This is a genomic window from Gottfriedia sp. NPDC057948 (genome assembly GCF_042887255.1).
Lineage (GTDB): Bacteria > Bacillota > Bacilli > Bacillales > Bacillaceae_G > Gottfriedia.
Window position 1 is genome coordinate 1 of the sequence record NZ_JBHVPN010000004.1, and the last position, 20,402, is coordinate 20,402.

27 protein-coding genes are annotated in these 20,402 nt (G+C 32.7%); 23 read left to right on the forward strand and 4 right to left on the reverse strand.

Annotated features, from left to right (window positions below; translation table 11 throughout):
• Positions 1-325: 325 nt before the first annotated feature.
• Positions 326-784 (reverse strand): VOC family protein, encoded by a 459-nt coding sequence (locus ACFVRR_RS08360; RefSeq protein WP_387326935.1) that lies wholly within the window; start codon positions 782-784, stop codon positions 326-328.
• 167 nt (positions 785-951) lie between these two features.
• Between ACFVRR_RS08360 and ACFVRR_RS08365 the strand changes: the two genes are divergently transcribed.
• From ACFVRR_RS08365 to ACFVRR_RS08385, 5 genes are all read left to right on the forward strand, one after another.
• Positions 952-1,878 carry a helix-turn-helix transcriptional regulator gene (locus ACFVRR_RS08365; RefSeq protein ID WP_387326938.1) on the forward strand — a complete coding sequence of 309 codons (927 nt, stop codon included), beginning with the start codon at positions 952-954 and terminating at the stop codon, positions 1,876-1,878.
• Positions 1,879-2,135: 257 nt separating this feature from the next.
• Complete coding sequence (locus ACFVRR_RS08370) at positions 2,136-2,564, forward strand: DUF4395 domain-containing protein (RefSeq protein ID WP_387326940.1); 429 nt, start codon at positions 2,136-2,138, stop codon at positions 2,562-2,564.
• A gap of 205 nt (positions 2,565-2,769) precedes the next feature.
• The gene (locus ACFVRR_RS08375) at positions 2,770-3,033 is read left to right on the forward strand and encodes a hypothetical protein (RefSeq protein WP_387326943.1); all 264 of its coding nucleotides are present in this window, start codon (positions 2,770-2,772) and stop codon (positions 3,031-3,033) included.
• Entirely contained in the window at positions 3,033-3,227 is a 195-nt protein-coding gene (locus ACFVRR_RS08380) for a hypothetical protein (RefSeq protein ID WP_387326945.1), read from the forward strand. Before ACFVRR_RS08375 ends, ACFVRR_RS08380 begins: the two co-directional genes overlap by 1 nt.
• Before the next feature lie 222 nt (positions 3,228-3,449).
• Positions 3,450-3,914, forward strand: a complete 465-nt coding sequence (locus ACFVRR_RS08385; RefSeq protein WP_387326947.1) for an SRPBCC family protein — start codon at positions 3,450-3,452, stop codon at positions 3,912-3,914.
• A gap of 50 nt (positions 3,915-3,964) precedes the next feature.
• On the opposite strand, the gene ACFVRR_RS08390 is transcribed toward ACFVRR_RS08385, so the two are convergent.
• Positions 3,965-4,999, reverse strand: coding sequence for an LLM class flavin-dependent oxidoreductase (locus ACFVRR_RS08390; RefSeq protein WP_387326950.1), 1,035 nt, complete (start codon positions 4,997-4,999; stop codon positions 3,965-3,967).
• Between the two features lie 296 nt (positions 5,000-5,295).
• On the opposite strand from ACFVRR_RS08390, the gene ACFVRR_RS08395 reads away from it, so the two are divergent.
• The 10 genes from ACFVRR_RS08395 (at position 5,296) to ACFVRR_RS08440 (ending at position 12,220) form a co-directional block, all read left to right on the forward strand.
• A complete protein-coding gene (locus tag ACFVRR_RS08395) occupies positions 5,296-5,499 on the forward strand; it encodes an alpha/beta-type small acid-soluble spore protein (protein ID WP_097974212.1) in 204 nt (67 codons plus the stop codon).
• A 169-nt stretch (positions 5,500-5,668) separates the two neighbouring features.
• The gene (locus tag ACFVRR_RS08400) at positions 5,669-6,121 is read left to right on the forward strand and encodes an RrF2 family transcriptional regulator (RefSeq protein ID WP_084006921.1); all 453 of its coding nucleotides are present in this window, start codon (positions 5,669-5,671) and stop codon (positions 6,119-6,121) included.
• Positions 6,122-6,411: 290 nt separating this feature from the next.
• Positions 6,412-6,651 carry a hypothetical protein gene (locus ACFVRR_RS08405; protein ID WP_387326954.1) on the forward strand — a complete coding sequence of 80 codons (240 nt, stop codon included), beginning with the start codon at positions 6,412-6,414 and terminating at the stop codon, positions 6,649-6,651.
• Positions 6,652-7,063: 412 nt separating this feature from the next.
• Complete coding sequence (locus tag ACFVRR_RS08410; RefSeq protein WP_387326956.1) at positions 7,064-7,423, forward strand: DoxX family protein; 360 nt, start codon at positions 7,064-7,066, stop codon at positions 7,421-7,423.
• Positions 7,420-8,283, forward strand: coding sequence for a VOC family protein (locus ACFVRR_RS08415; protein WP_387326958.1), 864 nt, complete (start codon positions 7,420-7,422; stop codon positions 8,281-8,283). The genes ACFVRR_RS08410 and ACFVRR_RS08415 overlap by 4 nt, the downstream gene beginning before the upstream one ends.
• Before the next feature lie 307 nt (positions 8,284-8,590).
• Positions 8,591-9,418, forward strand: a complete 828-nt coding sequence (locus tag ACFVRR_RS08420; RefSeq protein WP_387326960.1) for an electron transfer flavoprotein subunit beta/FixA family protein — start codon at positions 8,591-8,593, stop codon at positions 9,416-9,418.
• Positions 9,419-10,459 carry an electron transfer flavoprotein subunit alpha/FixB family protein gene (locus tag ACFVRR_RS08425; RefSeq protein WP_056474897.1) on the forward strand — a complete coding sequence of 347 codons (1,041 nt, stop codon included), beginning with the start codon at positions 9,419-9,421 and terminating at the stop codon, positions 10,457-10,459. It begins immediately after the preceding gene.
• Positions 10,443-11,738, forward strand: a complete 1,296-nt coding sequence (locus ACFVRR_RS08430) for an FAD-dependent oxidoreductase (RefSeq protein WP_025568181.1) — start codon at positions 10,443-10,445, stop codon at positions 11,736-11,738. The genes ACFVRR_RS08425 and ACFVRR_RS08430 overlap by 17 nt, the downstream gene beginning before the upstream one ends.
• A complete protein-coding gene (locus ACFVRR_RS08435; RefSeq protein ID WP_025568180.1) occupies positions 11,739-12,035 on the forward strand; it encodes a ferredoxin family protein in 297 nt (98 codons plus the stop codon).
• A gap of 5 nt (positions 12,036-12,040) precedes the next feature.
• Positions 12,041-12,220, forward strand: coding sequence for a tudor domain-containing protein (locus tag ACFVRR_RS08440; RefSeq protein WP_025568179.1), 180 nt, complete (start codon positions 12,041-12,043; stop codon positions 12,218-12,220).
• A gap of 110 nt (positions 12,221-12,330) precedes the next feature.
• On the opposite strand, the gene ACFVRR_RS08445 is transcribed toward ACFVRR_RS08440, so the two are convergent.
• Positions 12,331-12,765: a hypothetical protein gene (locus ACFVRR_RS08445; protein ID WP_387326966.1), complete on the reverse strand. Its 435-nt coding sequence runs from the start codon at positions 12,763-12,765 to the stop codon at positions 12,331-12,333.
• 701 nt (positions 12,766-13,466) lie between these two features.
• On the opposite strand from ACFVRR_RS08445, the gene ACFVRR_RS08450 reads away from it, so the two are divergent.
• The 3 genes from ACFVRR_RS08450 (at position 13,467) to ACFVRR_RS08460 (ending at position 16,001) form a co-directional block, all read left to right on the forward strand.
• Positions 13,467-14,306: an SAM hydrolase/SAM-dependent halogenase family protein gene (locus ACFVRR_RS08450; protein ID WP_387326969.1), complete on the forward strand. Its 840-nt coding sequence runs from the start codon at positions 13,467-13,469 to the stop codon at positions 14,304-14,306.
• A 369-nt stretch (positions 14,307-14,675) separates the two neighbouring features.
• On the forward strand, positions 14,676-15,389 hold the full coding sequence (locus ACFVRR_RS08455) for a WxL domain-containing protein (RefSeq protein ID WP_387326971.1): 714 nt from the start codon (positions 14,676-14,678) through the stop codon (positions 15,387-15,389).
• Between the two features lie 144 nt (positions 15,390-15,533).
• Complete coding sequence (locus ACFVRR_RS08460) at positions 15,534-16,001, forward strand: RDD family protein (RefSeq protein WP_387326974.1); 468 nt, start codon at positions 15,534-15,536, stop codon at positions 15,999-16,001.
• Between the two features lie 30 nt (positions 16,002-16,031).
• On the opposite strand, the gene ACFVRR_RS08465 is transcribed toward ACFVRR_RS08460, so the two are convergent.
• Positions 16,032-16,343: a hypothetical protein gene (locus ACFVRR_RS08465; RefSeq protein ID WP_025568175.1), complete on the reverse strand. Its 312-nt coding sequence runs from the start codon at positions 16,341-16,343 to the stop codon at positions 16,032-16,034.
• A gap of 172 nt (positions 16,344-16,515) precedes the next feature.
• On the opposite strand from ACFVRR_RS08465, the gene ACFVRR_RS08470 reads away from it, so the two are divergent.
• The 5 genes from ACFVRR_RS08470 (at position 16,516) to ACFVRR_RS08490 (ending at position 20,313) form a co-directional block, all read left to right on the forward strand.
• Positions 16,516-17,127, forward strand: coding sequence for a sterol desaturase family protein (locus ACFVRR_RS08470; protein ID WP_097974233.1), 612 nt, complete (start codon positions 16,516-16,518; stop codon positions 17,125-17,127).
• 349 nt (positions 17,128-17,476) lie between these two features.
• Positions 17,477-18,694 carry an MFS transporter gene (locus tag ACFVRR_RS08475; protein ID WP_387326977.1) on the forward strand — a complete coding sequence of 406 codons (1,218 nt, stop codon included), beginning with the start codon at positions 17,477-17,479 and terminating at the stop codon, positions 18,692-18,694.
• A gap of 154 nt (positions 18,695-18,848) precedes the next feature.
• Positions 18,849-19,520, forward strand: a complete 672-nt coding sequence (gene deoC / locus ACFVRR_RS08480) for a deoxyribose-phosphate aldolase (RefSeq protein ID WP_387326980.1) — start codon at positions 18,849-18,851, stop codon at positions 19,518-19,520.
• 155 nt (positions 19,521-19,675) lie between these two features.
• Complete coding sequence (gene rpsU, locus ACFVRR_RS08485) at positions 19,676-19,849, forward strand: 30S ribosomal protein S21 (RefSeq protein WP_003152957.1); 174 nt, start codon at positions 19,676-19,678, stop codon at positions 19,847-19,849.
• A gap of 14 nt (positions 19,850-19,863) precedes the next feature.
• A complete protein-coding gene (locus ACFVRR_RS08490; protein WP_069034181.1) occupies positions 19,864-20,313 on the forward strand; it encodes a GatB/YqeY domain-containing protein in 450 nt (149 codons plus the stop codon).
• Positions 20,314-20,402 lie beyond the last annotated feature (89 nt).

Sequence of the window (20,402 nt, forward strand, 5' to 3'; positions counted from 1 at the left end):
TTACCAAAAAACAGACTAAATGGACAACTAAAACAAAAAATGCCACGAAAAATTCGTGGCATTTACTTGACGAAGTCTTTTTTCAACAGCGTGAACCTTCTATCATAGAAGGTTTTTTTGTTTTCATTGATCAACTAATTCATGCATTAGTTGAAAAACCTTTAAGCTGATCGATAGCTTTTTTATCAAGTTAACCGCAGTTCAGTCACTACGAAATGGTATATCTATTGGCATTTGAATTAATACACTTTTATTACTTATAAAAAAATGACTAATTTAAAACTGAGGTTAAATAGATGCCTATTGTGCAATCAATTCAAAACCATCAGTTTTCCTTTTGATGACCTCTTTTTACAGCCTCTTCTGATAGTGCTGTGAAAATTTGAAAAGTAATACCGAATTTGTCAGTTACAATAGCGTAGGCAGGACTAAAATGAACTTGTTTTAGTGGCATTACCACTTGACCATCTTGTTTCAATAATTCGTAAAACTTATTTGTTTTCTCTATTTCATTTGTAGTAATACAGATGTTAACATTGTTCCCGTTTCGATATTGTAAACCTGGAAACAGATCAGCAATCATGATATTGGACTCACCGATTTTTAATATTGCGTGTGCTACTAAATCCTTCAAATTTTCTGGTAGAGGGGAATTAGGATCTTCTGGTGCATCCCCAAATAATTGGCAAAATAAAAGATTTGCATCGAGTGATGCCTTGTAAAAATCAATAGCTTCCTTTGCATTACCATCCATCATCAAAAATGAATTCAATTGTACTGTCAAATTAAACAACTCCTTAGGTTCTAGTGTAATATGCTTGTTTAAATCTTTGGTCATGTTAGTAAACCAATACAAAATGAGACTGTATTGTTTCCTACATCAATATTGATTACACTTACTAGTGTAGTGCCTAAAGGTGACAAATCTAGGCACCATTAAGAGGTGTTTTTATGAAAAAATCAGAACGAATAAATCAAATACTTCGATTCATCAATCAAAAACAGCATTTTACACTTCAAGATTTAATGCAGGAATTTCAGATTTCAAAAAGGACAGCACTTAGAGATATAGCTTCTTTAGAAGAAATTGGAGCACCAATTTACGCAGAATATGGTCGTTATGGGGGATATCGCTTACTTAATCAAATGAAGCTTCCACCTATTTATTTTAATAATCAAGAAATCCTTGCTCTTTACTTTGCAATGCAGTCACTTCGAAGCTTTTCAAATTTACCTTTTCAAGTATCCTATCGTACAATTCATGAAAAGTTCATAAATGTACTGTCGGAATGGCAAAAACAAGAAATAGAGCGGATGCAAAATCGCGTATCCTTTCAACATACTGTACAAATCAAAGAAAGCATATATTTAGAAATATTATTAATGGCAGCTGTTCAAAATATTGTATTAAAAATAACATATCAAAACAGCTTACGTACGATTCACCCGATTGCTATATACGTAATGAAGGGTTATTGGTATTGTCAAGCATATGATATGGATAAAACAGCTTACCGTGTTTTTCGTTGTGATCGTATCTCTTCGGCTGAAATAACAAGCATTCAACCTTTGGAGGAATTAAAAGAAATTACTAAGCAAAATTCGCATTCACTTTGGAAGCCGTCAGAAAATGCAATAAAATTTAAATGGTTGATTAATCAAGCAGGAATAGAATTATTTCAACAGGAACATTATCCATCCATGGAATTAATCTACGAGTTGGAAAATTCATATATTATTGGTACATATGAGCCAAATGAACTTGGCTTTATCATTAAATATCTTGCCAGATTAGGACAAACAGTAAAAATCATAGAGCCTACTAATTTAAAGGAAACTTTACGACAGTATTATAGAGATATTCTTGAAAATATATAATCGACGTGTTTGATAAACTTAAGGCATACAAAATTGAAAAAGAACAGGGTTAAAGAACGAAATGCTTTAGTTGAATAAGAGTTCCTAAAGGTCGTCAAATTAGACAACTTTTTTTAGTTCAAAAATCAACATTTAAATTTATTAGAGCCATTTGTTTAATAATAATTTTACTTTTTCAGATTTTATTGATTGTATTGTTTTTGAAATCATATTATGATTATACTTAATTATTCCGATACGAAAGGTTGGTTTTATGTATGTCTAATTCAAAAATAAATACAATTCCATTACCTTTAGTTCGTACAAATCAATGGACGATCTTTATTTCTGTTATATTAACTTGGGTAACTGGACAATACTGGCTACTACTCATTCCTTTAATAAGTGGACTTAGTGGATTACTTTTTGATTTCCATCCAATCATAAAATTTGCTAAACGTTTTTTAAAAAAGAAACCATCGAGCTATCCACAAGAGGATAAAGGACAACAAAATTTTAATCAAACAATTGCAGTAACTTGCTTATCGCTAGCATTTATTGGTGCATTAGTTGGTTGGACCGTATTATTTTATGTATCTTCAATAATGGTCGCATTAGCATCGTTTATCGCAATCAATGGATTTTGCATTGGATGCTATATTCATTTTCAATGGAACCAATATAAATACCGAAAAAGCTTAAGGTAAATTAAATAAAAATCAGAGTCTTCTCATTAAATGTGAGGGCTTTTTTTATGATATGAAGTCCTATATTCTGATTGAAATGGGAGTTGATTTTAAAAATATGGAAGAATAATTGAAACTCGTAATATATAATTAATTGGTTTATTCCAATTATTTGTATGATATATGATATGATATAATAATAAGTCTTTTATCGGTGGTGATTTGGATGGAAAAAGCTCAATTCTCAGAAGAACTTATGAGGTATATTTCAAATATGAATCATGAGAATTCTGTTGTTCAGTTTTCTGTACCAGGCAAAGGACGATTCACTCTTGTTCTTCAAGAAGAAGAAAAATCTATTAAAGCAGACATAGAAGTAAATCCTGAAATAGAGATTATGATTAGAAAAAGTCAGGATGAGTACAAAAAAGGTTTAGGGGTGTCAACATCTGATTTTTTAAAGTCAATTTCCTCTAAAGACTTCATCTAATGATTTTTAGAAATGTTATATGGCCACTTAGTGTACGAAATAAACTTACCCAATATAGAAGTATTAGATTCACTCCAGAAGAAACATTTGATTTTATTTCACAATTAGTCTTAGAAACAGAAGATTTATTAAAAAATGAAGTCATAGGAAAAGCATATACTGAAGAATATGGGAATTATAATGGAATATCATGAGTCGTCATAAAAAAATTTCGCATTTATTTTGAAAAGGTCAATAACGATATAGTTATTGTAGCAATCGTATTTCCAGGTGAAAAATAATTAAAATCAGAGTCTTCTCATTAAATGAGAGGGCTTTTTTTATGATATGAAAACATATTTCGGTATAATAGGACTAGTATTTGAAATTGTACGAAATAGATAAACAGATTGCTTCAGGAAGGAAGAATAGAAATAATGATTAAATGGAAAGAAGATATTGTTATTAATACAAATATCGAAAAAGTATGGAGTCTATTTTTAGATAAAAATATTAAGAAAATAATGCCAAAGGTTGAAGAGCATAATTTAATCGATAAAAACGAATACGAAGTAGGTGCAAAGCATCAGCAAAGTTATAGAGAAGGAAAACGTGTTGAATCTTATATTGTTGAAACTTTAGCATACGAAGATACTGAATCATATAAAAAAAAGCAAATCCATTTTGTTTTAGCAAATGCATTTGAAACGAATCTGACATTTATATTAGAAAAAATCGATGATACACATACAAAATTTATTTATGAAGGCACGAATGCTGGAGTGAATTTTATCGGACGAGCAATGTTAAAGCTAGCGAATCCAAAGGGGAATAATTTAAGAGCAGTACATGAATTTTTACAAAGGGTCGAACAAGAAGCTTTAAGGGAGCAGGATGAATAGGTGCTACTATACAACAAAAAGGAGAGCATCTTATACTCTCCTTTTGTTATTTATTTTGATACTTTACTTAATAACTCATATGAATATAAACGTGCTGCATGATCGAAAACAGAACCATTTACCATAATTTCATCAGCTTTTGTTATATTTAATACTGCTTGTAGTTTTTCAGTAACGGTTTCGATTGTACCTATAGCGGATAGTTTCATTTGATTTTCAAGTGTTTCTTTTTCAAAAGGACTCCAAATTTCATCCATATCGTCAACTGGTGGTTTTAAAAGTGCTGGTTTGCCACCTCGCACTAAGTTTAAGAATGATTGTTGCTGTGTTGTGAAAAGTCTTTTTGCTTCTTGATCTGTGTCAGCAACGACAACATTTAAGCCAATCATTGCATAAGGTTCATCTAATACTTTAGATGGTTTAAAGTTATTGTGATACAACTGCATTGCTTGGACTGTATAGTCTGGTGCGAAATGCGCTGCAAATGCAAATGGTAAACCTAATTCAGCAGCTAACTGAGCACTAAAGCCACTTGATCCTAATAACCAAATTGGTATATTTAAACCTTCACCAGGTACAGCTTGAACTGTTAAACTACCAATTCCACCTGGCGGATTAAAGTAATTACGTAATTCTTCTAATTGAGCAGGAAAGTCTTCGTGGCTGCGTAAATCTCTTCGTAATGCTCTAGTTGTTGACATATCACTACCAGGGGCACGACCTAATCCGAGATCTATACGACCTGGATGTAGTGATTCTAAAGTACCAAATTGTTCTGCTATGACTAATGGAGCATGATTTGGTAACATGATGCCTCCAGAACCAACTCGAATCGTTGATGTTCCACTTGCAATATGTCCAATTACAACTGATGTAGCTGAACTTGCAACTGCTGGCATATTATGATGTTCGGCAAACCAGTAACGGTGATATCCCCATTTTTCTGCATGCTGTGCTAAATCAAGACTATTTTTAAACGCATCAGCAGGAGTGCTTCCTTCAACAACTGGTGCTAAGTCTAAAACAGATAAAGGTATTTCACTTAAATTCTTAGCAACTTTATCTTGGAAACGATTATTCATCATAAAATTTTCCTCCTAAAAAACAATTTTCAATATATGGAAATAACGAGACGTTTTCATTTGATAAACTGTGTTTTAATTATATACAGTATGCTAAGATTATAGAAAATCTAAAGCCATAATACAAGCTTTTGAACTTGGAAATATTTATACAGGTAAACTTCATATGGTAACAAGAAGCACTTTTGGTAAAAAGAAAAAAATTTGTAAATAAATGTATAGAATAAATTTTTAGAATCATACTATCTTTAATCTGATAAACAACATCAGAGCATCCAAAAGACAAAGGAGTCAACAACATGGCAAACAGAAGATCTTCAAATCAATATGCTTCACCAAATGCAAGTTCAGCAATTGAGCAAATGAAGTTCGAAATAGCTTCTGAATTTGGAGTGCATTTAGGACCAGACACAACTTCACGCGCTAACGGTTCAGTTGGTGGAGAAATTACGAAGCGTCTAGTTCAAATGGCAGAACAAAGCCTAGGCGGATACTCTCGTTAAATAAAAAATGAGGATGGAAAGCAAACTTTCTATCCTTTTTTTATTGTCTAAAAACAACTAGATCCATCCAGTAAATTGGTATCTACTTACATTTAAACAAGACTAAAACTACTATATACTTGCAAGGGAAACAAAAACGGGGGATAATAATATCACTGGATGGTGATAAATGATGTCAAGTTGTAAAAATTCCGTTACACCTAAGTGGTTCGGATTTGCTATTCAGGCATTAGTTTTACTAGCAACAACAGAAGGGGTTACACCAAGTAAAGCAATCGCAAAACATATTAGATCAGGTGTTTCATTTATGAGAAGGATCATGGCTCCCCTCGTAAAAGAAAAAATAGTAGAAGCAAGAGAGGGACGAGATGGCGGCTATTTATTAGCTAAGTCACCTGAGGAAATTACCTTAAAACAAGTCTACATTGCCCTACAAATGACAGAACCTCTATCAACCGCACTAATTGAATCCACATCTGACTGTACTAGTGGACGTGTAATGAACAACGTATTCTCAGACTTTGCAATTGAAGCAGAAGAGCACTTACTTGGCTTTTTATGTAACTATACTTTGGCGGATTTTGTAAGACGTGCCAGTCATAAAACGATCGAATCACTTTGAAAATATCGTACATTTGGATGTACGATATTTTTATTTTATTGGGGATAGAGGACTACATATAAAAACCGGGGTGATTCATATAAGCTGTCATGTCTTCGAATAACGAGTGAGGTGCAAATAACAGTCAATCATCATAAAAAACTATTTTAAAAATTACATAATCCTTTAACAATAACATGAAGAACTCTTAATTCATCTCAACTGACCAAGACATTTCTTACAATAAGTCATTAAACACAAGATAAGAGTCAAAATGCTTTTATAAAATAATAAAAAGTGAGGTGTTTTATTTGAAACAAAATGATTATTATCAAAATTTATTAAAAAGGCTTTGTAAAGCTAATAATATCTCTCCCCGAAAACCTAGGTTTGAAAGCATTGATGATATCGTAATTATCCATGTGAAAAATCAATTGAAAGAAGGAGTAGATCTAGACAGTTTTAAAATATTAAATCTTATTTATCAAACAGTTGTACCTTTAGGTATAAAGTTCAATCAACAATTATTTTTATATCCTAAAGGGGATTGATTGGATAGAGTTACGATCTCTTTTAGCAGAAATGATTATATGGTTTTAAACAAGAAGCTAGAAACAGGAGATATAAATAACTAATTTTTTTACAAGGTAGATAGTTTGATAAAACAACTATATGTTTTGACAAATTTATTTCTCCCAACGGATTTCAACAAGCCTCAAAATTCTAACCTTGAGAGAAAAGTTAAACATAAATAAAAAAATGCACTTGAAATGAGAACAGTTATCGCATATACTGTACTTAAATCAAACGCACTTACAAAAAGTAACCAACAAGCATAAACCACACTATTTTTTTAAGTTTTACTGTTTCTAATCTAAGGACAGTAAGGTTTCAGTATAATATTCTAAAATTAACTGTACTTAATTTAAGTTCAGTAAAAAACAAAAGGGAGAGATTTTTTAAATGAAATGGTTTACTCGAATTATTCAAGGGATTTTAATTATTGCATTTCTAATGTCTGGATTTGTGAAATTAAGTGGCAATACTCAGATGTTACATGATTTTAAAGAGGTTTATGGTTATTCAAAAGGGATGATGTATACGATTGGTTCGTTTGAGGTGTTAGGTGCAATTGGTTTATTAGTTGGTTATTGGAAGTTGATAATAGGTAAGCTTGCTTCAGTTGGATTAGCAATTATTATGGTAGGCGCTGTATTTACTCATTTACATGCGGGTCAAGGCATGGGTGTTGCAATGGCTCCATTCGTTCTGTTAGTGTTAACATTAATTGTACTAATTTCTAGAGGAGGTAAATTAAAATGAATTTTCATCAAAAGCCAAAGGTTTATGCTCCAACAGTTGAATTAAAAGTTGCAAATTTAGAGCGTTCATTAGCGTTTTACCAAGAGGTTATCGGTTTAAATGTTTTGGACCATTCAACTACAAATGCCAGTTTAACAGCGGATGGAGTAAATGTTTTAATTAAATTAGAGCAGCCAGCCAATGTTACACCTAGAAATGAGCAAAATACAGGATTGTATCATTTTGCGTTATTAGTACCTACTCGAAAAGATTTAGGTATCGTACTTAAGCATCTGATTGAAACTAGAAATCCACTTCAAGGTGGTTCGGATCATTTAGTCAGTGAAGCGATCTATTTAGCAGACCCAGATATGAATGGTATTGAAATTTATGTAGATCGTCCATCAGAGAATTGGCAATGGCATAATGAGTATGTCGTTATGGATAGTAAACGATTAGATGTAGAAGGGCTTTTGGCACTTGCTGAAGGTGAAACTTTTACTGGACTACCACAAGGAACAATTATGGGGCATATCCATTTACAAGTTTCTGATTTAAATAGCACAGAGAAGTTTTATTGTGAAGGGCTTGGATTTGATGTTGTAACGAAATATGGAAGCCAGGCATTATTTATTTCAACTGGACGTTATCATCATCACATCGGTTTAAATACTTGGCATAGTGCAGGAGGAGTTGCGCCCTCTGATAGCAGTGCAGGATTAAAGAATTTTACGTTGTTATATCCGAGTGAAGAAGAAAAATCGGTGGTAGTAAATCGTTTAAAGAATATGGGAGCTTTTGTTTTTGAAGAAAATGGCGTTACATTTACGAAGGACCCTTCAGGCATAACAATCCAACTATTAGTTGGTAATGAAAAATAAAAATATAAAAAATATGAGTATCAGACTGATTGCAAGCGCTTGTCTTTCGAGGCGTGAAGTCTGGTGAGGAGCGGAGTTACCCTAGAGGGTAATGAGCACCGCGCAGGCAGGCGAAGCAACGAAGAAAGCGAGCGTTTGGCGGGCAGTCTAAAGAGACATTTTCAACTACAGTGTTGTGAATGTCTCTTTTTTTCGTTTCTATTTTTTAGTTGCTTTCTATCATATTTCTTCAATAAAAATAATATATTTGAACAACATGTACATTTACTAACTATGGGAGACGGGAAGAAAAAGGGAGAGTGAAAAAGTGTTACATATTGTGGTTTGTATAAAACAAGTGCCTGATACGAAGATCATTAAGATGAATCCTAAAACGAATACGATGGACCGAGCAAGTGCTCCAGCAATATTAAATCCGTATGATGCTCATGCTGTTGAGGAAGCTGTTCGAATTAAGTATAAATATGGTGGAACAGTTTCGGTTATTACCATGGGGCCACCACCTGCTGTAAAAGCTATCAGAAAATGTATAGAAATCGGTGCAGATGAAGGGTATATGATTTCAGACCGTGCATTTGCAGGGGCAGATACTTTAGCGACAAGTTATGCTTTGACAAAGGCAATTGAGAAAATAGGACAAATTCAAGCGATTGATTTAATCATTTGTGGAAAGATGACAATTGACGGTGATACTGGACAAGTTGGACCAGGTATTGCACGTCGTTTAGATATACCACCGTTAACATCAGTTAAGAAGGTTCAAGAAATTAATAAAGATGAAGGTTATGCAATTGTTCATCGAAAAATAGAAGATGGCCATGAAGTGATTAAAACGAGTTTACCTTGTTTATTTGCAGTTGAGAAGGAAATCAATGAAGTTCCTTATTCATCACTTACAAATATGATAAAGGCTGCCAGGTATAACCCGACCATCTGGGCCGTGAAGGATTTAGAAGATATTGATATTAAACAATTAGGTCTGAAAGGTTCTCCAACAATTGTATCGAAAGTATGGGCTCCACCAAAGGCCAAAGGTGGAACGGTTTTTGAAGGAACTTCACTAGAAAAAGTAAATGAACTGATGAAGATTTTAAATGAGAAGAAAGAGTTATTTGAAGTGAAAGGAGGGGTATAAATGGATTTCTCAGAGTACAAAGGTATTTGGGTGTTTATTGAAGAAAACGATAAAGTCATAGCACCCGTGTCACTTGAATTGCTTGGAGCTGGTAAAGAATTAGCTGAAAAACGTGGTTGCGAATTAGCAGGATTATTAATTGGTGAAAATGTGAAATCATTGGCCCCTACGTTATTTGAATACGGTGCTGACATCGTTTATGTTTATGATGATCCAATTTTTAAAGATTATCGTACGGAGTCTTATATGAAAGCAGTACTGGAATGTTGTAACAAATATAAGCCCGAAATCTTATTGTATGGTGCAACTTCTAAAGGGAAGGATTTAGCTAGTGCAGTTGCAACTGACTTACCTACAGGTTTAACAGCCGATACAACTGTATTAGATGTTGAAGAAGATACAGGACTATTATTAGCTAGTCGACCTGCATTTGGTGGAAATATAATGGCAACTATTCTTTGTAAGAAATATAGACCTCAAATGGCTACAGTTCGTCCGAAGGTAATGAAAGCGCTCACTCCTATTCCTGGTGCTGAGGGTGTTGTGATTGAAGAGGAAATTGATTTAAAAGAAGAAGATATTCGTACAAAAGTATTAGAGATTGTACGTGCAACAACTAAGAAAGTTCGCATTGACGAAGCAGATATTATCGTCGCTGGTGGTAAAGGATTAGGTAGTAAAGACGGATTTCAGTTGATTCATATGTTTGCAGAATCGATTGGAGCAGCTGTTGGAGCAAGTCGTGATGTAGTTGAAGCTGGCTGGGTTGAACATCATCATCAAGTTGGTCAGACTGGCTTAACGGTTACACCAAAAATTTATTTTGCAATTGGGATATCTGGCGCAATACAACATATTGTTGGGATGCAAAATTCAGGTCTCATTATTGCAATCAATAAAGATCCGAATGCGGCAATTTTTCAATCTTGTCATTACGGCATCGTAGGAGACGCATTTGAAATTGTACCAATGCTGATTAACCAATTCCAAGAAAGTTTTTCTTTAAAGGAGGAAAATCACGATCATGCCGGAAAAATTTGATGTAATTGTCGTTGGAGCAGGCCCAGCAGGAATTTCATGTGCATACGAACTCGCAAAAAATGGTGTTAATGTTGTCCTTATTGAAAGAGGAGAATATCCTGGTTCAAAAAATGTTATGGGTGGCGTATTGTATCGTAAAATGATGGAGGACGTTATACCTGAATTTTGGAAGGATGCACCAATTGAACGTGTGATTGTAGAGCAACGAGTTATGATGCTTGATAAACAATCCGCTACAACCTTTGGATATAAAGGTCTAGAATTTGCTGAAGAACCTTATAATAATTTTACGGTTCTTCGCTCAAAGTTTGATCAATGGTTTGCTCAAAAAGCAGTAGAACAAGGTGCATTATTAATCAATGAAACTGTTGTTCTCGAGTGTATTGTTGAAAACGATATGGTAGTTGGGGTAAGAACAGATCGACCAGATGGTGATTTATATGCCGATGTGGTAGTACTTGCTGATGGCGTAAATTCACTTTTAGGAAAATCTTTAGGTTTCCATAAAGAATGGCGACCAGATGAAGTTGCTTTAGCTACAATGGAAATTTTAAAGCTAGATAGTAAAATAATTCAAGATCGATTCGGCCTTGAAGGTAACCAAGGTGTAGCAATCGAGCTATTTGGAGATGCGACAAAAGGCATAGTTGGCACAGGATTTTTATATACAAATAAAGATTCTCTTAGTATTGGGGTCGGTACATTATTATCAGGAATGATTGAAAACAAATTGAAACCTTATGATTTACTAGAATACGTTAAGAATCATCCGATGATTAGACCGTATATTCAAGGAAGCGAACCACAAGAATACCTTGCTCATTTAATTCCAGAAGGTGGGTACAAATCAATTCCTAAATTGGTAGGAAACGGAGTATTAGTAATTGGTGATGCAGCACAATTAGTAAACGCAATTCACCGTGAAGGATCAAATATGGCAATGACTTCTGGAAGATTAGCAGCAGAGACCATTATCGAAGCAAAAGCGATTGATAACTACTCTGATGTTGCTTTAAAACCGTACGCTGATAAATTACTAAATAGCTTCGTTGGACAGGATTTGAAAAAATATAAAGATGCAACACATCATTTTGAAAAATTCCCTCAATATTTCGAGCAATATATTCCACTATTAAATAAATCTGCCAGCCAAATGTTTACAGTAGATGGTAAATCTAAATGGGAAAAACAAAAGAATATTATGAGTAATATAGGAGGAGCAAAGGCTAAACTTAAGCTTGCGAAAGATGTATACAAAGCATGGAAGGTGATGAAATAAATGAGTGAGACAAAAAAAGAAAGTACAATCGAAGAAAAGCAGTATCTCGTTCGTTTTAATGCTGATACAAAATCGCACTTAACTGTACTAGATTCCGATATTTGTATGACAAAATGTCCTGATAAAATCTGTACGATATTTTGTCCAGCAGAAGTTTATAAATGGGAAAATATTCGAATGCATGTTGGATACGAGGGATGTCATGAATGTGGAAGCTGTAGAATAGGCTGCCCTCATCAAAATATTAAATGGGAATATCCGAAAGGTGGGCACGGAATTATATTTAGATTGGGGTGATTGGAATGTTCTCGATAGGCAACTATGTTATGTTTAGCTTAGATGGTGCTGTGGGAACGGTTATGGAAACTAAAGATAATCATTGCTTAGTAGCTTGGGAGGATCGTGTTTGTAGTTGGGCAAGTTTCGATCTACTAAGGAAAATTAGTTGCGCAGAATTAATTCAACTCTTCACTCCAAAATAATTCACCTTTTTTAAAAGAATCGATATAAAAATGGGGGCTATATGAGAGGTAAAACAACCTCCCATATAGCCCCCAATTACATATTAAAGCCCGTCAAAAGCTATATACTTCTACATCAACCCGTATACCATAAAAACAATTCTATATGTTCCTTTTTCTATTTTTACTTTTTTCGGTTCTTGGATAGGTGCTTTATCAGATTTCGTTTTACATCCTACTCTATTCTTACAGGATTTAATTAGGTTCTCACTGTTTTTAGGTTTAGATATTTTTGTTTTTTCTTTTTGAACAGTATCTAGTTTAGAGTGTTCAGTTTTATAAATTACTTTGGTTGGCTTAATACTTTTGTCTTTTTCTGTTGCTTCTTTATGTTCTACTTCATTTGAAGGATCTGCAATAGAGGTAAAAATAAATAAAAAAAATAAGGCTCCAGCAATAATAAAATTCTTTAAAGATTTTCCGTTCACTTTAAAGAAAGAGTTAATCCCCTTAATAATAAAGAATAGAATTCCTATAAGACATAAAAATTCAATAAAAGTGTACAATAGTCAGCCTCCCTATATTTTTCCACATAATAACTATTCGTTATAGAGGACTAAATTCCCTTTTTAAAGTTAATTGGAGTGTTACTAAAGTATAGGAAAATTCCATCGGATGAAATAGTGGGTGCTATTTTCCCATATATAGCCAATTCTTTTTTTAGTGCTTTAGTTGTTATAGTATGGAGTTAAAAAATGGAGGGGGATATACAATGCAGAACCTATATGGCATCCATTATATGATCTTATCTTCAAGACATTCGTACAGTTCGTCCACTCTAACATTTAATAGGAAGATTTCTATTAATATAAAAGAAAATTTTCCTTATCACATGTCCACTTAAATGAAAAAGTTCCCCCAAATTGTATCTAAGTTATTTAATTTAGAATACATTTTTACATAAACCTAGGGGACACTAAAGGTAATAATAAATGTTTATGTGCCAGCATTTCAAAATTATATACTTTCAAATGCTAATTAATTGATATAGTCTCTAACAACTATATCTTTTTTATTTTGAAGTCGAAACAGACATTAAGGTTAAAAGAATTAGAATTTACCAAAACTATACAATTCCAATGTAATAATAAAAAAAATCAAAGCTATAATTAAATTTCATTCAATAAAATAAGAATAATATCATTGACTAAATAATAGATTGAATTTATATTTAATTTTAAATATTCAAATAATTAGGGGTGTTTAGATGGGAAATGCATTAGTGTTTCAGTCAGATTTTGGATTACTAGATGGAGCAGTTAGCGCTATGTATGGTGTTTCTTGTAGTGTAAATCAAGATATAAAGATTTACGACTTGACCCATGATATACCTCAATACAATATATGGGAAGCTTCTTATCGACTTGTACAAACAATGAATTACTGGCCAGTTGGAACAGTATTTGTTTCAGTTGTAGACCCAGGTGTAGGCTCGGATCGTAGAAGTATAGTAGCTCGCACAAATACGAATCACTTCATTATAACACCTGATAACGGAACATTAACACATGTTGGCAAAATATATGGAATCAACCAATTAAGAGTCATTGACGAAGAAATTAATAGACTACCAAATTCAAGTGAATCCTATACTTTTCATGGGAGAGATATTTTTGCTTTTACAGGTGCAAGATTAGCATCTGGAATAATCGATTTCGAAAATATTGGTCCAGAAGTAGATTCAGATTCATACATAAAATTACCGATTAAAGAATGTCATAGTGAAAACAATTCGATAACAGGAACAATTGATATACTTGATGTTCGCTATGGTAGTATTTGGACGAATATTGGTCGATTAGATTTTCTTAAACAAGGCGTTTCTCATGGGGACTTTGCCGAAGTACTAATTACACACCAAGGAAGAAAAGTATACAAAGAATCCGTAAAATATGGAAAATCATTTGCTGATGTAGCCATTGGAGAACCAATCTTATATGCAAACAGTCTAGATCAAATGGCAGTTGCTGTAAATCAAGGATCGTTTACTGATGAATACGGAATTGATACAGGTATAGAATGGGAAATAACACTTAAAAGTAAGTAGGGAAATATCTTTCCTTATTCCCAAATTTCAGTAATTTTTCAATATAATTTTAACTCGGAAGTTTACTTATTTTTAAGTAGGCTTCCTTTTTTTTTTAGTGGATTTAATCGGGAAGTTATAAATTTCGAATTTAAACTGATAAAAGTAAGTGAATTACTTCACAAAATATTCATTTTTGACTCTATTAAATTCCTTATATTTAGGGGATTTGTAATATTAAAAGTAAAATTTTAGTGAACACTTTCACAAATTATTCACAGACAATTCTATTTTCCTTTACTATAATTGGCTGTAACTTCTAGATAGATGTTTAGTCCTTTTTTGAAAGCATCTTTATATGAAGAATTTTTTGTAAGGGGTTTTGATTGAATGAAAGTTTCTAAGATTGTAGCAATTGGAGTAGTAAGTTTTTCAACACTTGTAGGAGCGGCAAATACATCATTTGCAGCTGTTACGTCTCAAGCAAATTCAAAAGCAGTTATTAATTTTACAGAAGGTTCTGGTCCAGTAACACCTGTAGATCCAACAGATCCATCAACTCCGTTAGAGCCAATTGGTCCTACTGATCCAACAGATCCTCCTACTGGTGAGACAGGTGCTTTAACTTTAGACTTTGTTTCTTCAGTTCAATTTGGTTCGAATGAAGTTTCAACTAGTGATAAGGTTTATTCTTCTACATCTAAAAAGCCTTTTATCCAAGTTTCTGACCGCCGAGGTACTGGTGAAGGGTGGAAAGTGACAGCGAAAGCTAGTAAGTTTACAGACGGTATAAAAGAATCACTACCCGGAGCGGTTCTTACTTTTAAAAATGGTTCAGTTGTAACACCAGGTAGTGGAACTGGCCCAACGCCTGCTCAAACGATTACTCTAAATACAGATGGATTAACTGAATCTTCAGTTGTTACTGCTGAACCTGGTACGGGACTTGGTACTTGGTTAACAAGATGGTTAGGTCCAAATCCTGATGTTAATGATGGTGCAGTAAATAATAATGTTACATTAAAAATTCCTGGTGGTTCAGCAACAGTAGGTAATCATGAAGCAATTGTTACTTGGACACTAGTCGATGCTCCAGGTGTATAATTGAATCTACATAAAAAAGCTTAATCAATATTTATTGGCCTGATAGGTAATTTCTGTTAGGCTTTTTATATTTTTCTAATTAAAAATTCTGTATAATTTAATCTGTCGTTAAGGACATCTTAGAAACTAAAGGTGGAGATTTTATTGGAGTCTAATTTTAAATTAGCAAGTAGATCAAGTAGGTTATTAGCAATATTGGTTGATGGATTTATTAGTTTTCTTTTTATTTTTGCTATATCGATTATAACTGGAATGACAAAGTTTTCAACATTTTTTAATCCTAGTCGAGTAGACAAATTTGATATTTGGGCAACTATATTATCGATTATAAGTGTTTTTATATTTTATATTTTGATCCCAACATTTGTTTGGAAAGGGCAAACAATAGGAAAGCGTTGGTTAAATATTGCAATCGTTAAGAACGATGATCAAGAAGTAAATTTAAAGACGATGATTATAAGAGAAATCTTTTTCATTTTTGGATACATAAAAATACCATATTTATCATTAGTTGTAGGTTTTGTTGCATTTGTTGATCCGTTTTTCATTTTTTCTTCTGAACGAAGAACTCTACATGATTTAATTGCAAAAACAAAAGTAATTGATGTTTAAAATAAAAAGAAAGCTCATGGAGCTTTCTTTTTATTTTAAAATTTTCATTTGGCTTATATGAGCACGTGTTTCTTCAGTACCTAATTCATAAATCATCGCATAGGCTTGTTTTAAAAAATAGTCATATCCATCATTGTTTTCTTGGCTCCAATTTGTGATTGGAATGATGAAAGCAGTTTGAATACCTGCTGCTTCATCATAGCTGTCAATCTGATGGAAAATTCTTTCGAGTCTATGTTTTTCATCGATCGTAGCATCAATTTCTAGCTCATAAGGTGCGTCCCCTTGGTTTGGAACAATTGTTTTTGCTTGAACGGATACATAATATCTCCTTTTTTCCATATAAATCTCCCTTTTACGTATTTTTGGTTATCCTTTTTATTATCCTCACCGACCAGTGCTTTATTCAAAATTAATAATAAGCTTGAGTAGAACATAAAAAGGAATTTCATAAATAATATTGAAATATAAATTTGATATTAAGATAATTTATGTATAGATGAGGGGGGAATTTATGAAGGGACTATATCGAGACTTTTTTCTTCATTTCGATATTATTGTAATGGGAGTACTTTTTTTAGTTGGAATTATTTATAGTGTAGGATTACATTTATCATGGCTTACTGTCTTAATTTTCATTATAGGATTAATCTTTTTTATGTTTAGTGAGTATGTAACTCATCGTTTCATTTTTCATTTAAAAGCACCAAAAAATAAACTATTACTTAAATTTATGAAAAGAATTCATTATGATCATCATACGTATCCAGATGATTTGAAATTATTATTTTTACCGATATGGTATAGCATTCCGAATTTAGGCTCACTTTGTATCATATATTTTTTGATATCGAAAGATCTAATTCAAGCGATCGCATTTGGTTCTGGTTTAGTTTTTATGTTACTAGTGTACGAATGGAAGCATTATGTAGCTCATAGGCCAATTAAACCATTAACGAAAGTAGGGCGACAGATTAAGAAGCTACATATTCTGCATCATTTTAAAAATGAAAACTTTTGGTATGGTGTATCGACACCTATTTTTGATGGGATTTTTGGTACTTTGAAGGATGAGAAGGAAGTAGTTACAAGTAATACTGCGAAAGCCTTAGAAGAAAGAATGTAAAATGCAAGTAAAAGAGATATTTTGGAGGAATAATGATTTACTTATTATCTTTTTTAATTGGTGGGTGCTGCGGTATTATTACCGGTTGTACGTTGTATATTATTAAAATGATCAAAGAAAATGCCTAGTGTTTACGCTAGGTATTTTTGTCGGTTTAAAGCTCCTTTTTTTATGAAAACAGTCCATTTTATAAAATTTTTCTAATAAATTAATATTTTATTAAAATTGAAAAAAGGGTAAATATTTGATTGTTGTGCTTACTATACTGAGAATGAGGGGGGATGATTGTGTCATTGGATCGAACTCATTTAGAAAATGTTTTTAGACAGATAAGAAGAGAGAAATTCGAATGGCTAAACTAAATTACAAAAAAATTATGCTTTTAGGATTTGGATTTTTTGCAATCAGTCTTACTTGGTCAGTCTATAATGCTTTTATGCCAAAGCTTTTAAGCGATTATTTAAAGTCATCTGCTTTAATCGGATTTATTATGACGTTTGATAATTATTTTGCATTATTTTTACAACCTGCCGTTGGAATGTATAGTGATCGTTTAGATACACGATTTGGAAGAAGAATGCCATTTTTAATAGTTGGTATGCCACTTGCAGCATTATTTACCTTTTTAATTCCAGTGCATAAAACACTTTTTATGTTAATCTTTTTTATTGTGTTTATGAATTTAAGTATGAGTATTTTCCGTTCTCCAGTAATAGCACTAATGCCTGATTTAACAAGAGTTGAACAAAGAAGCAAGGCGAACAGTGTCATTAATTTTATGGGTGGAATTGGTGCTTTAATTGCATTCTTTATTGGTTCAATATTGTGGGATTTAAATAAAGGGTTTCCTTTTTACTTGGCTGGATTTTTAATGTTATTTAGCTTTCTAATTCTATTTTTCTTTATTAGAGAAAAAAGTGATGTTCTAAATTATGAGCAGGCTGAAGAAAAGGTAAAGTTAAGAGAAGGTTTTCGTTCAGCTATTCAGAATAAAAGTGCATTATTTCTATTATTAGCAATTCTGAGTTGGTTCACGGGATTTAATGGAATTGAAACCTTTTTTACACGTTATGGGGAAGTTTATTTAGGAGTAAAAGTTAGTGCAGCAGCGTTTTCATTTGCTTTCATATCACTAGCATTTTTAATTTTTGCCATTCCTGCCGGGTTTATTGGAACAAAAATTGGTAAGAAACGCAGCATATTAATTGGTATATTTGGAATTATCATAGGATTTATTATTTTATTTTTCTTAAAAGATTTATTATTCATTCGATTAGTCTTTTTGATTATGGGATGTTTATGGGCATTAGTAAATATTAATTCTTATCCTTTCTTAGCCGAGATGGCACCGATTGGTTTTATTGGAACATATACAGGTTTATATTATTTATTTTCATCGATTGCCAATATTATATCACCACCATTATTAGGTGCAATTATGGATTTAATTGGATTCAAGTTTATGTTCTTGTATGGTTGCTTCTTTATTACAATTTCATTTTTCATGATGCTTAAAGTAAAAGATAATCATAAAACAGTCGAAAAAAATTCAAATGCATCTATATAAAATTGATGCTTTGAATTTTTTTGGCTGAGTTTTTAAATTTTAAGCTTAGGTTTCACATAATTAAAATTAAATAACAAATAATAATAAATGCTGATATTTCAGTGTCTATTAAAAGAGAAATTTTGAAATAAACATAAGTTAGGAGCACTACAAAATGACAACTAATATCAATAAATTGATTGATCATACAGTTTTAAAACCTGAAACAACTAAATCTCAAATTGAAAAATTATGTCAAGAAGCAAAAGAACATAATTTTGCATCAGTTTGTGTGAATCCAACTTGGGTGAGTCATTGTTCAAGTTTGTTAAAAGGCTCTGAAGTATTAGTTTGTACTGTAATTGGATTTCCTTTAGGTGCGAATACAAAAGAAACGAAAGCGTTTGAAACGAAGAATGCCATTGAAAATGGTGCAGGGGAAGTCGATATGGTAATCAATATCGGAGCTTTAAAGGATAAGGACTATGACACTGTTGAACAAGATATAGCAGCGGTTGTTAATGCAGCAAAAGGTAAAGCATTAGTAAAAGTAATTATTGAAACAAGTCTTTTAACGAATGAAGAAAAAGAAATGGCTTCAAAGCTTTCTGTAAAAGCTGGAGCAGATTTCGTTAAAACATCTACAGGATTTTCAACTGGTGGTGCAACTGTTGAGGATGTAGCACTAATGAGAAAAACAGTTGGACCTGATATTGGAGTTAAAGCTTCTGGCGGAGTACGTGATATAGCAAGTGTAAATGAAATGGTTAAAGCCGGAGCAACTCGAATTGGTACAAGTAATGGAATCACGATTGTCCAAGGAAACGTAGCAACAGAAGGTTATTGATTCCTTTTAATGGCAAAGGCTGTTAAGTTTCAAACTTGACATTTACCTGTTGACCTATCAATAGTTTATGTATTATAATCGTAAAAGACATGTGGAAAAGTGTTCTTTTTTGCAGTGTTTTATTGATTGGTAGCTTGGAGGGAGGGAAAAGTAAGATGTCTAAAACAGTCGTTCGTAAAAACGAATCTTTAGAAGATGCTCTTCGTCGTTTTAAACGTTCAGTTTCTAAAACTGGTACGCTACAAGAAGCAAGAAAACGCGAATTTTATGAAAAGCCAAGTGTAAAACGTAAGAAAAAATCAGAGGCAGCGAGAAAACGTAAATTCTAAGAGAGGGTGTTACTATGAGTCTTCTCGAACGTTTGAATTCAGATATGAAACAAGCGATGAAGGAAAAAAACAAAGACAAGTTAGCAGTTATTCGTATGGTGAAAGCGTCATTACAAAATGAAGTAATTAGCTTAGGGAATAATGTGACATTGTCAGCTGATCAAGAGTTAACAATTTTAACTCGTGAAGTGAAACAACGTAAAGACTCCCTCCTGGAATTCGAAAAAGCTGGTCGTCAAGACCTTGTGGATAAATTAAAGCAAGAGTTACTGATTCTAAAAGAATACTTGCCTCAACAATTATCTGAAGAGGAACTTCTTGAAATTGTACGTGTTACAATTTCAGAAGTCGGTGCTACATCAAAAGCTGACATGGGGAAAGTAATGAGTGCAGTTATGCCTAAAGTAAAAGGACAAGCTGATGGCTCTTCTGTGAATAAAGCTGTAGCAAGTCTGTTAAAATAAACGTCTATTTATAGACGTTTATTTTTTTTGTTTTTTAGTTACTGCAATTAAAACCTTCAAAATGATGCTTCAGTCCAATAAATCACATA